Here is a 12,800-nt window from a genome sequence, read left to right on the forward strand (position 1 = left end):
TTTTTGTAGAGAAATTGAAAAAACATATAAATTAAGACAAGTAAAGCGTGTTTTAGAGACAGTTAAAAATCAAGAGGTCTTTGTTAAAGGAGATACAAGAATTCTTCCATTGGAAGAAAAAATAGCTTCTGCTATTAAACAATCTGACTCTTTTGAGGATTTTGAATTTCATTTAAAAAACATGGGAATTAAAACAAAAAAAGGAAGAGGAATTGGATTCACAGATGAAAAAGGAGTTTACATAAAAGGTTCTGATATTAATAGAAAATATTCTTTAAAAGGGATTGAAAAACTATTGTCTTACGAACAGCAAGAAAAACGATTACACAATACCTACAGAAGAAGATAATCTAGTGTTAATAATACCTCATGTTCATAAGCTACAAAAACCTAAAAGGCAATAAAATCTATTTGATTTTATTGCCTTTTAGCATAGTACACAACTTATAATATATTTATTCTTCTATATTAAAATTATGAATTCTTTGTTTTAATTCTGTTTCGTCTTTTAGAATACCTCCATCTTCAAAAATTAACTCCCCATTTTTAAATACTTTTAAACTCCAGGTAACACTAGTATCATTGTTATTCAACATTCCTGGAGTATAGGTAATTAAAAAATGCTCATCTGTAGATGTTGTAAACTTATAAGTTCCCTCTGGTAAATCTTCAAAATTAGTAAAAAAACCTGCTTTCTTAGAGTCTCCATTTGGATCTACAAAGGTTACTTGACTTTGCACTACGCTATGCCCAAATAAAAAATAATAATTATCATTTAAATTTCCTGATTGGGAAACTTCAATAACAAAGTCATTTGTCTTTCCATTTTTTGTTTGTAATTCATCTTCTTTTTCACAAGAGACAATAGCTAAACTAGCCAATAATACCATTAATAATTTTTTCATTTTTCTTTTCATATTTATTTATTATTTAAAAATTTTTCTTGATAAGACTACCAATACTTTGAGGGTAACTACGATTAGAAGTAGATTTAGGTTTGTAATTATTCCTATTGCAATTTTTACAAGCTTTTAAAAGCGTGTTCTTTTTGTGTAGTTCTGATTGATAATTACGAGGATTAGAACGTATAGCGAATACCAATTTCATCAGTTGAGGACTGATTTTGGGATTGTCTATTACATGCTGATAACGGTCTATGTCTATTTTGGTAAAATTGAATTCTTTTACTAAGACTTCTTGAAGATTGAATTGGCGATTGTTTTCCATTTTTTTACGTATAAAAAAAGCGTGGGACTAATTCTTACTGGTCTATCGGTATCGCCAAACACCTACCACCCAAGTAAGAACAGCCCACGCAAAAACGTGGGCGTTCTACTTCGAATGTTTAGGTGGTTATATAATTTGGCGATTTTATAGACCTAATTCGAAAGCTAAACGCTTTATATTTTAAAAATTTCTTTTTCTACTTACAAAACTATGTATTTATAAAATAATAGACCTAACTATTTTTTGGAAATTATAAAGATTATAATGTTCTTAACCTCACTACAAAACTTAAAACCTATGGTTATGTTGTGTATAACAGATAAGAGACATAAAGTAAATTTACTTTATGTCTCTTAAGGTTTTGTTTAGCTTTTAGAACAACTGATATATCAACCTATTTATTTCCACTGTTTTAACCTACTGTTTTTCCAATTACGTTTGTTCTTATTTCTAGTTGAATTACGTGTATCAATACCATGAGGAAAACAACAAGAACATCCTCCCATTTTAGTGGGAAAATCTACTTTTCCAAACTCATTAAGTCCAAATGCTTTTTTAAACTGTTTCATTATACAGTAATTTTAAGTGAATACTTAAAACACTGTATTTTTCATCTTATTTATATATTTCATAACTATCTTTTTTATGTATAAAACTAGATATTTTCAAAATAACAGACATTAATATTATCCAAAAATTAATATTTTTATCTCCTGTACCAAACATAAAACACATGGTTATGTCTCTTATCTGTTTTTTATAGGTTTTGAAGCAGGAAGATATACTTACCTTCTTTTAACAAAGCTCAGAACTGAAATCAATCATGAGCTTTGTTAATTATTAACCCATAAATATTTTACATCCAAAAACTCTTCATCTCTTTTAAATTTATTTATCCAATAATTTAAAATCTTATCATAATCTTGATTAGTTAAATCATATTTCTTTTTTAACTCATACACTAAAGCACTTACTGTTTTTAAAACAACTAATTTTTGGCCTACAATATCAGCTGAATCTTTTTTGTCAATTTCAGTTTCTTTAAGCCTTGTTAAAGCAATCATTAGATCATCTTTTCTAGTCATATTAATTATATTGTAATTGTGTTTAATTATATGAGTAACTACATCTAGATAGTATTGTTGAAAATTTAAACAACTAGTTTTTATAATCGAGAATATTGCATCAATATGTTTCTTATACACTTGTCTTTTTTGAATAACAAAAGCATCTTTATTCCAAATCATATCTTGTAAAGCCCTACAAGCATTTCCTACTTTCACTGAATCTGTTGAATAAAGTGATACATAAAGATCCTCCAAGACTTGTTTTTTCTTCAAAGAGGTAAAAGTACTATAATAGTATATATTCAAGTCTAAGCAATTTAAATGTGAGTCTTGAATATCTTTAACTAACAAGGCAATTTCACTCTTTGTTTCTAGTTCAAACTTTTTATAATTAGGTCTTATTACAAACTTTAAGATTCCTATTAGATAGCTAAATCTATTTTCAAAATCTTCACTCACCGTTCTTCCAAAAGCCTCTTTATGATTATTTAAATATCTTTTATCTCTTTTCCACCAGTTATTAATTTTGAAGAAAACATTTTCTAATAGCTCTAATTCCCAAAAAGAACCATTAATTCCTAATATGTTAATTAGTTCTTGTTCTGAAAAACTAGTACTAGTAATACTCTTACCTCTAGTTATAACATCATTAATCTTTATTTTAAAATCTATGAAAAATTCTTTGTAACTAGAGTGTAAATTGTTTCGTTTTTCTTCAAATAAATTATAAAAAGCAAACTTATAGTAATGAGAAGGAGACTTAGGTATTCCAAAAGAGTCAATATTACTTGAATCAAATAACTTGTTTATCAAACGATCTTCGTCAGCATCATCTAGTATTTCTAATGTATAATAATTAATAAGTCTATCAAAAGCATATTTATTATTTAAAGATTTAAAATAATCATCAATGTTATAATTTGAATACTTAATATCATTAAGAATTAAATCTTTTTTTCTATCAATAAAATTTCCGAATACATTTGCATTTTGATTAAATTGGCTCTCTTGTATAACACTTACAGGAGTAATTTTAAGAACATCTCTAAAAATTAAATTAATATTTCTGTTACTACTTATTTTAGTTATCGTTTCAAATGTTTTGCAAATTGATACAATATCTAATCTTCTGTCTTCATAAGAGTTTAACACTTCAACTAAAAATTTTGAAACAAACACTAGTGTAATATTAGAACATTTTACACATAAACGATTCAAAATAATTATAATTAAGTTCTTATAAGATGTTAATTTATCTCCTTCATAAAAATTTTCTATTTTTTTATAGATGGATAAGTAATTATTTATAATTAAATCTATTTCATTAGCTGACTTAGTACTTAAGTATTTTCTATCAAATAATTTATTTATTGTTTTCTCTTCTCCAATACGTAAAACTAAAGAGAAACACCATTCTGGAGAGTATTTACTAATAATTTTTGATGCAATTTTAGCGGTTTCAATCCCAAGCGTACAATGATCTAACTTAAATGGAATTGCAATTTCTTCAGAAAATCTTAAAAAGCTATAAGCATGATTAACTATATTATCTTGTATACCATATTTAGTTTTCTTAGATTTTTTTCCAATTTCAAACCTCCATTCAATATTGGTACCTTCTTTTAAAACTTCTGTCTCAGAGTATGGATTTAGAATTCTCTCAAAATCTCTAATCTCTCCCCATGGATCACAATTATATTTTAATAGATCGTTCCATCTTTTATTAAAAAACGTATTGTTTTTTTCTAATTTCTCATCTTTTTCATTAACAGATTTAAAAGAATAACTTTGATACACAAATTTCAATAGTAACATTATGTATGACTCACATGAAATAAAATAAACATCTTTAACATTACCACTTAAATTTAACCTATTTCTAACATAAGATAAAGACTCTTGAAGTAATGATATAGACTCTTTGTAATCTCCTAAAACAGCATAAAGCATAGCTTTTTTCGCTCTCCAAAAGGGTTTACTTATGTTGGGTGCAAATTCTTTAATCGCCTTTTTCAGACCTAGATAATCATGTTCTAACCACATTTTTAAACAACTTTCATATTGAAAAAAACACAATTGATTTTCATCAAACAACTCTTTATTGTTTATTAAATACGTATTCGTTGTACCCCACTTATCATGCAAGAATTCTTCTCTATAAAACCTTAGAACATTTAATTGGAGTGAAAACCACATCTCCTTATGTAAATTATCATCGGTAACATATATTAAACCCTTCGTTTCATATAATATTTTTTCATATACATCAATATGATTTCCAAATATTGGAATCAAGCATTTATTATATCTCCAATTAAACTCATACAGAAACTCTAAAGCATATTTAGAATCAATCAACTTCAACTTATCAATATAAAAAATATACCTAGATGTGTACATTTGTAATTTTTCTCGTAAATTCCTAGGAGTAATAATCCACCCAGGATATTCTAATCGTTCAATTTTCCAGTTATTAATAATTATCTTAATTTTTTTTAGAATTACTGAAGCATCATTTAATTCTTCAACTTTAAGATTAATAAAACTAAAGTCTTTATCTAACCACTTTAAATAATCATTATCCTCTTTTCTGCTATAAAGGAATTCAATAAAAAATTTTAATGCTTTGTAATAATCTCCTTTTTCTATTCCTTCTACGTAGGATAGCTCAACTGGAACAATATTTCTTTTATCTAATAATTTTTTTTGTCCTTCTGATAAATTTAAAATCCCTATTAAATATATTTTAGGAGTATTCGATTCTCCAAAATTATCTTTTAGCCAACCAATCCATTTAAGAAAATTTGGATCATCTCCTGAAAACCCTATCAAACAAAAGGTGTTTTCTAACAAAGACTGTTGAACCGTATTGACAAAAGGCGAAAATACTTTGGGATAAGTTCTATAATCTTCCTCTGTTATAATGAATGGTCTGATAGAGGGAAATGAACCATGTAGTTTTATAATTCTCGGTTTACTTGATAAAATCAAATCATCCTTATTTTGAACAACCTCATATCTATATTCAGATAGTTTATTCGCTGCTCTTTCCAAAAGTGTATCATAATTTGTTGTAAACACATCTGACCAAGGTAAGTTTAATACTTCAGAGTGTAATTCGGATGGTGAATGTTCTAGATCAGGAATTTCTTTTTTTAATAATGTGTCTAATACAGTTCTACTATATGTTGACTCTAATTCATCGGCTAATTTTAAAGGATTTAAATAATTATTATTAGACGTTGGTTTTTCACCATATAATTTTTCATAAAATATATCTCCCAACATATTCCAGTCTGGAAAATCTTTACATGTTGAGTCTTTCTTATCTGCATTTCTACTAAATCCCGAACCAATCATAATTGAAGCGTGATTAGACCATAATTGTTCACTTATTTCTAATAAATATGGTCTAATAGATTGTGGTATTTTATCTATCATCTATAATGTCTTTTTACACTAGTAATGGCTATAATATTTTCTTACTGTTAGAACTACAGCAAACAACATTCTATAAAACAAGTTATCTTTACCTATACTTCTTAAAATTTTCGGCTTGTTCAAATATTTCTTTATAAACTTCATCTCTATCTACAGGAGGGTAGTCATTTTCTGCTAAAAGAATAATTAAATCCACTTTTAGTTCTGCTTTAATATCATCTCTTTGACTCCAGTCTGTATATTTTGTTTTGTCATCTACTACCTTTTTTACCAGTTTAGCCAAAGACAATAATTTGTCTTCAGGATAGGTGAAATCATACTTGGTAGCGAGTTCTTTTAAAATATCGTAAAAGGACTTTTCTTCAATATCTATTCCTATATCCTGGAACGATTCTTTTTCTTTCTTTAAAGCTTCAAGCAAATTCATAATTTCATCCGTAAAATCTTCTAAAACCCTACTATCCAAAACATCATCTTCTTTACGTTCGTTGTACTTATCTACCAACGTTTTCATTTTCTGAGAAAAATCTATTCCTTTGGTTTTGTTTACTTTTTTAAAATCGCTAATGGCTTTAGACAACAACTGTTGCAGTAACTTTATTTTAGTGTTGGGTAGCTTTATTTTTTCAATTTTAGCTAAATAATTATCTTCAAAAATATCTATTTCGGCAGAGTCTTCTTCTCCCATTTTAAAGATTTCTTCTACTCCTTCACTAGCAATGGCATCTTTAATCATTTCACGTACCTTAGCATTCATTTGCGAAATATCTGGAGCATTTCCCTTGGTCAATTTAAAGACAATAGAACGTACTGCTAAATAAAAATGAATAACTTCTTTTTCTTGAGTGGAAATAGACTCTCCTGCTCCACAAATATCATAAGCCGCTTTTAAACGCTTTACCAAATACATAAAACGTTTTTCTACCTCTTGGGTTATTTGTACATATTCAGCAGCTCTATTTAGTGTATTTAATTGTTCTAAAGGCTGTCCTGTATAATACAAATTAGCATCAAACTTATGAAACAGCCTTTGCAACAAGTCTAAATGATCCTTAACCACAATTACGGAAGCTTCTATATCTTCAAAATTTTGACTATCGGCTTTATTATAATGTGCCAAAGCCAAATTCATTTGCTTTTTAATTCCAATATAATCTACGACCAATCCTTTTTCTTTTCCTTGAAACTTACGGTTTACCCTAGAAATAGTTTGAATTAAATTGTGTTGTTGTATAGGTTTATCTATATAAATGGTATCTAAAAAAGGAACATCAAAACCTGTTAACCACATATCTACTACAATGGCTATTTTAAAGTTTGATTTTTCATTTTTAAATTGTCTATCTAACTCTTTTCTATCGTCTTTAGTTCCTAATAAATTGTACAATTCTTCAGGATCATCTTTACCACGTGTCATAATCATTCTAACACGTTCAATAGGCTTTATTTTCTTTTGCTCACTTTCAGATAACTCTACATTTTCATCCCCTATTTTTACCTGGTTCCACTCTGGACGTAATTTCATCAACTCCTGGTAAAACGCATAAGCGATGTAACGAGAACTACAAACAAACATGGCTTTTCCTTTTACAGAACTACCTTCTAACACTCTATTTTCATAATGATTCACAAAATCTTCTGCCAAAGCTTTTAATCGGTCTGGATCTCCTAAAATACTATCCATTTTAGCAGAAGCTTTTTTACTTTCTTCTATCTGATATTCATTAGCTCCATCTTCTTCACAAGCTTTGTAATATTCTTCAATTTCATTTAGTTTGCTACTACTCAATGCTATTTTAGCAGCTCTACCCTCGTATACAATTTTTACCGTAATTTCATCTTTTACAGATTCTGTCATGGTATAGGCATCAATCACTTTTCCAAACACATCTAGCGTAGCATCTACGGGTGTTCCTGTAAAACCAACATAGGTGGCATTAGGCAAAGAATCGTGTAGATACTTAGCAAATCCAAACGTCTTTTTTACTCCTGTATCGCTTACGGTTACTTTTTGATTTAAATTGGTTTGACTACGATGTGCTTCATCAGAAATACAAATTACATTGGTTCTTTCCGTTAACAACTGTGTATCTTCTGTAAATTTATGAATGGTGGTTAAAAACACTCCTCCACTTTGTAGTCCTTGCAACTTATTTCTAAGCTCTGCCCTACTCTCTACGCTAATAATATGATTGTCTCCCACATATCCTTTTGCATTTTGAAACTGACCTGACAGCTGATCGTCTAGATCTGTTCTATCTGTAATAACAATAATGGTTGGGCTTGCAAAATGAGTACTTTTCATTAACAAACGAGCTAAAAATACCATGGTAAAACTTTTACCACAACCTGTAGCTCCAAAATAAGTTCCTCCTTTTCCACTACCTAAAGGCTTTTGTTCTTTCACAATATTATCGTACAACTTATTAGCTGCGTAATATTGTGGATAACGACAAACAATTTTTAATTCATGTTTATTGCTATCGGGCATGTAAATAAAGTTCTTGATGACATCTCTTAACCTATCTTGGTCAAACAAACCATGAATTAAGGAGTACATACTATCTATTCCATCTACATCTGTTTCAGTACCTTCTATTTTTCGCCAAGCATAAAAGAAATCATATTTGGCAAAAAAGGATCCCATTTTATTATTTACTCCATCAGAAATCACACAAAAAGCATTGTATTTAAATAACTCTGGTATATCTCTACGATAACGAATGGTTAATTGATCGTAGGCTTCTTTTAGCTGTACTTCTTCTCTAATTGCAGACTTAAACTCAAACACCACCAAAGGAATTCCGTTGATGTATAAAATACCATCGGGAATACGTTTTTCTTTGCCTACAATTTCTAATTGATTGACAAACTTGTAGGTGTTTTGATTGGCTTCTGTAAAATCTATCAAATAAATCCAAACATCTTTTTTATTGGGATCTTCTCTTTTAAAAGCAAAACCATCTGCCACCATTTTCATGATAGATTTGTTACTTTCATACAAATCTAAAGCAGAAAAAGAGGTTAATTTTCTAACAATGCTTTCTGCCTCTGATATGGTTAAACCTTCCTTTTTATATTGTTGCAACAAATAAGCTACCATGTCTTGTTTTATCAACACTTCACTATCTCCTCTTACCCATGTAGTCCCTAACACATGAGGATAGTTTTTTTCTGATAACAATTGTACAAAGGCTTGTTCTAGCTGTGCTTCTGTAAATTTCATAGCTTATTTTTGTTTTTTAACTTCCCAAAAACCTTCTTTTCTTCCTCCAACTCTATTTATAAAGTTATTTTCTTTCAGTTTTTTAAGGTAACTCTGTATCGTTCTATCAGAAACTCCTAGTATAGCACCCATTTCTTCTGCTTTAATTCCTGGCACTACAAAAACAAGTATTAAAGTTAAAACGGTATTGGGCAATTGTTTTTCTGAAGCTTTCCCGAAGCTTTCCTGAAGCTTTTCTGAAGTTATATGAAAGCTTTCTTGAAATATTTTTAAAACTTCAGAACTATATTTATTTAAAAAAGTAATATTTTGGCTTGACTCTGCATGTATGTTGTCTAGTAAAGAGCTAAATTTTTGTTTAACATCGTCACCTGCATTACCTTCTTGGTTACTATCTTGGGTACCTTCTTGATTACTTTTAAAAATAGTTACATACACACCGCCATCCTTTTCTTCAAAAACAGGTTCGGGTAGTTGTGCTTCTTTGCAACTATTAAATATTTTTAGCGTTCCTGTACCCCAAGATTCTATATACCCTGCTTTATGACATATATCTGCAATCATTGGATTTTTAAGAACAGAGGCATGTTTTTCTTTTAAAGAAAGTACAGAAAAACCATTAGGCAAATTACCTTGATTGTAAAACACAATTTTATGGTTATAAACACTTATATGCACCATAGGATTAAAATAATTACGATGTACCAAAGCATTAAGCAAACTTTCTCTAATAGCTATAGATGGATATTCTCCTGTTTCAATTCTATCAACTCCTTGGTAACTTATTTTTCTAATTAAATACTTAGTCTCTAAAACAGAAATGGTTTTAGCAATAGCTTCTATTAAATTTCCTTCAATCACATCTTCATGGACTAGAGTAGCATCATTCTTTCCAAACCTTCCTACTTTTATTTTTAAATTAGGATAAAAAATATTGGGGTCTTTTCCAAAAAGAACTATTGCAGCTCTGGTCAAGGATCCATCAATAGTATACAACCTTAGCTTTTCTAATAATTCTTTATCTGTTAATTTATCTGTATTAGGTATTCTAGCAATCTGCTTTGCATCTTCTTTAAAAGCAACTAAAGCATTAGTACTTATATGATCTAAAGTAGCTTTTGGCTCTTCTATACTATCCCATGTTTTCCCTGACTTTTTTAATAAAAACTCATTTAACTGAGCTCCTACCATTTCCTTAGTAGTACTTCCTGATCTATAATAATATCTACCTCTTAATGAAATAGGGATTTCTGAAGCTGAAGCGATAATTTCTATGAAAGACAAATCTCCTTCTGATAGCAAATTTACCTCACATAGAAAGCCTAAACTATTCTGAATTTTTTGAGGAATACTTTCTAACAATTTTTTAGACTCTTCTAACCCTACAACGTTTCCATCATCATTCTTACCAACATACAAAACTCCTCCATGGGTGTTAGAAAAAGCTACAATGGTTTTTAAATAATCATCGTGCCATTTTTGTTTAAACTCTATGTTATGTTGTTCTTTCATTAATATATTATTCTATATTCCAATTATTTGCGGTGCTTACTAATTGATTGACTCCGTCTATTTTATATTTTGTTATCTGATTTAAAGAAGCTTGTAAATTTTCTAAATAAGTATTTGCTCCTATTTCTTGTAACAAAGCTCCTAATAACGCTCTAGTAGAAGGAGGATATTTTAAAGACAACCGAACAATTGTTTTTTGCTCTTCTAATGATTTTTCTTTTAAGATAGCCATAAACCGAACACAAGCTTTTGCTACAGTAGTATCTGGTATTTTCTTTACATATTTTATAGCATCTAAGAGTTGTAAATGAGGAATACTGTCTTTAGTGATGGTGTTTTTTTGACGTATAAACGCAATCTTATAACGATCTCTTTGAAAAGCAGGTCTTACTTCGTTTTTACCAATTTGAATGGTATTACTTATTTGCGTAGTTAATCCTAATTGGTGATAGACACTTAAACCTGTTAAATAACCTATGGTTTTATTGTTTACCTCTAGTAAATCTTTTACTACCTGATATTGCTCAGGAGGCAAAGTACCAAATACTGTTTGTTCTGGTTTGTAATACTTCCCTTTAGACAACTTGGTTATTTTACCACTACTAGCCATTCTATTTAAAGCTTTTATAGTAGCTTCTTTACTTTTTACCTCAGGTAAAAAGTCTTCATAGGTGAATACATATCCTTTAGGAAACTTGTTGATGGTACCCGCAATGTAATCAGTAGTTTTCATATGCTATATTCTATTTCAAATATAAACAAAATGTCCAGTTTTTTAATTAAAAAACTGGACATTTATTGATTTAATCTTTTATTCTAAAACATATTCTGAATTATATTTCACTAAATCATAAGCACACAATAGTTTCCTATAATTAGAATCTTTATCTTCATTAGGATAGCTTTTCAAAAACTGTTCTAACTCATCTAATTTAATTGTTTTATTAAGTACATTCCATAATATAGTATGTGGTTTATTTGATTTTGCAATTGACTCATCATCAATAATTTTGTCAATTTCATCATAATTAACCTTGCATACCTCAGAGACAGCATCATTTGCTTTAGAAATATTTGTTAACTGTTGTTTCTTTAATTTTTCTATATTAACTACATCCTCATTAATTAAAGAAAAACCATAAATAGGGAAATATTGATTGCATTGAATTTTATGTTTATCTATTAAACTTAAAAGCTGATAATTTGCTTCATCTATTATTTCAAAATAATTATTTATTATTTCACCAACTGTCTGATATTCATACTTTATAGTTTTATGAGAACCTATAGCCAAAACTTTATCTCCATTATTTAATAAGTCTAAGTCCTCAGTAATACTAACTTTAACAGCACTTTCTCCTGTATAAATATCCTTAACAATACCTTGTACTTTTCTAATATCCATTGCTGATATTGGAAGATGTATACTTGATAAAGACTTAAATATTACTGAATAATTATCCGTCTTTATCTTATTAATTCTTATTGTAGAATCTCCAATATTAAAATCATGCTCTGTAATTATCTCATTAACCGAGTTTTCTTCATACTCTATTAATAAAAAATTACTCCTAATTTTGATAGCCTGTTCTGTATCTGGTTTAACATAAGTAAAAATTGTCTTGAGTAATTTCCTAATATTCTCATCTTCTATACTATACCCAATAAATATTATTGGATTATGAATAAAAAGAGATAATAATTGTGCTCTAATCAATTCATACTCTTTTTCAAAATCCTTATAATCTTCTTCAGTTATAATAATTTTATCGATACTTGAAACACATCCATGAATCTTATATACAGAACCATACGGATTACTTAACAAAATATCATTTCCTATCAAAGGCATAAATTCAAAAGTTCTTTCTATTAGATTATCATAATTAGTAGTAACTATTGAACCTATGTTTTTTCTTATTTTTTTAAAGAGCTCAAATTCTTCCTTTTTATCCTTATTTATACTATAATTTGTTAACAAAAGAGATACATAAACTTTGAATCGACTAACATTTATCCCTTCTTTCATCTTCAGATAAAATAAGTCATTTACTTCTTTGAATTTACCATCTCTATCACCCTCTAATATTTCATTAAATTTTTTCTCTAATAATGATGCTGCTTTAGGTAAATTATACTTACCATTATAATAACATTTGTTTTTAATGTCTAAATAAAACTCATCACTACCAATCAATTCAAAAGATATATAGCTTAATAATTCATCCCAAGAATATGACTTTTCTAAAAACCTCTTACTTAAACCTGTCCCTACAAAAAGTACAGGATGATTTCTGTATTGACTTATAAAATCTTTTATATTCATA

9 protein-coding genes are annotated in these 12,800 nt (G+C 28.5%); 1 reads left to right on the top strand and 8 read right to left on the bottom strand.

Going from position 1 to position 12,800, the window contains the following annotated elements; translation table 11 throughout:
• Positions 1-349, top strand: a 349-nt coding sequence (locus GGR97_RS09510; protein ID WP_209272354.1) for a hypothetical protein, incomplete at its 5' end; no start/stop codon positions are given.
• Positions 350-455: 106 nt separating this feature from the next.
• Here the strand turns inward: GGR97_RS09510 and GGR97_RS09515 are convergent.
• The 8 genes from GGR97_RS09515 to GGR97_RS09550 all read right to left on the bottom strand — a co-directional run bounded on the left by GGR97_RS09515 (position 456) and on the right by GGR97_RS09550 (position 12,799).
• Positions 456-905, bottom strand: a complete 450-nt coding sequence (locus GGR97_RS09515; protein ID WP_167898285.1) for a beta-barrel fold lipoprotein — start codon at positions 903-905, stop codon at positions 456-458.
• Positions 906-930: 25 nt separating this feature from the next.
• Positions 931-1,227, bottom strand: coding sequence for a hypothetical protein (locus tag GGR97_RS09520; protein ID WP_167898286.1), 297 nt, complete (start codon positions 1,225-1,227; stop codon positions 931-933).
• Positions 1,228-1,625: 398 nt separating this feature from the next.
• A complete protein-coding gene (locus GGR97_RS09525; RefSeq protein WP_167898287.1) occupies positions 1,626-1,796 on the bottom strand; it encodes a phosphate ABC transporter substrate-binding protein in 171 nt (56 codons plus the stop codon).
• A 264-nt stretch (positions 1,797-2,060) separates the two neighbouring features.
• On the bottom strand, positions 2,061-5,735 hold the full coding sequence (locus GGR97_RS09530) for an SIR2 family NAD-dependent protein deacylase (protein WP_167898288.1): 3,675 nt from the start codon (positions 5,733-5,735) through the stop codon (positions 2,061-2,063).
• 88 nt (positions 5,736-5,823) lie between these two features.
• Positions 5,824-8,961 (bottom strand): type I restriction endonuclease subunit R, encoded by a 3,138-nt coding sequence (locus GGR97_RS09535; protein WP_167898289.1) that lies wholly within the window; start codon positions 8,959-8,961, stop codon positions 5,824-5,826.
• A 3-nt stretch (positions 8,962-8,964) separates the two neighbouring features.
• Positions 8,965-10,473 carry an ATP-binding protein gene (locus GGR97_RS09540; protein WP_167898290.1) on the bottom strand — a complete coding sequence of 503 codons (1,509 nt, stop codon included), beginning with the start codon at positions 10,471-10,473 and terminating at the stop codon, positions 8,965-8,967.
• Between the two features lie 7 nt (positions 10,474-10,480).
• On the bottom strand, positions 10,481-11,206 hold the full coding sequence (locus GGR97_RS09545) for a type IV toxin-antitoxin system AbiEi family antitoxin domain-containing protein (RefSeq protein ID WP_167898291.1): 726 nt from the start codon (positions 11,204-11,206) through the stop codon (positions 10,481-10,483).
• A gap of 78 nt (positions 11,207-11,284) precedes the next feature.
• Positions 11,285-12,799 carry an SIR2 family protein gene (locus tag GGR97_RS09550; protein WP_167898292.1) on the bottom strand — a complete coding sequence of 505 codons (1,515 nt, stop codon included), beginning with the start codon at positions 12,797-12,799 and terminating at the stop codon, positions 11,285-11,287.
• Position 12,800 lies beyond the last annotated feature (1 nt).

This window comes from Wenyingzhuangia aestuarii, assembly GCF_011927765.1.
Taxonomy (GTDB): Bacteria; Bacteroidota; Bacteroidia; order Flavobacteriales; family Flavobacteriaceae; genus Wenyingzhuangia; species Wenyingzhuangia aestuarii.

Bases quoted from the DNA above. Each gene is read 5' to 3' on its own strand.
- GGR97_RS09545 (WP_167898291.1), bottom strand. From the start codon at position 11,206: ATGAAAACTACTGATTACATTGCGGGTACCATCAACAAGTTTCCTAAA.
- GGR97_RS09550 (WP_167898292.1), bottom strand. From the start codon at position 12,799: ATGAATATAAAAGATTTTATAAGTCAATACAGAAATCATCCTGTACTT.
- GGR97_RS09535 (WP_167898289.1), bottom strand. From the start codon at position 8,961: ATGAAATTTACAGAAGCACAGCTAGAACAAGCCTTTGTACAATTGTTA.
- GGR97_RS09525 (WP_167898287.1), bottom strand. From the start codon at position 1,796: ATGAAACAGTTTAAAAAAGCATTTGGACTTAATGAGTTTGGAAAAGTA.
- GGR97_RS09520 (WP_167898286.1), bottom strand. From the start codon at position 1,227: ATGGAAAACAATCGCCAATTCAATCTTCAAGAAGTCTTAGTAAAAGAA.
- GGR97_RS09540 (WP_167898290.1), bottom strand. From the start codon at position 10,473: ATGAAAGAACAACATAACATAGAGTTTAAACAAAAATGGCACGATGAT.
- GGR97_RS09530 (WP_167898288.1), bottom strand. From the start codon at position 5,735: ATGATAGATAAAATACCACAATCTATTAGACCATATTTATTAGAAATA.
- GGR97_RS09515 (WP_167898285.1), bottom strand. From the start codon at position 905: ATGAAAAAATTATTAATGGTATTATTGGCTAGTTTAGCTATTGTCTCT.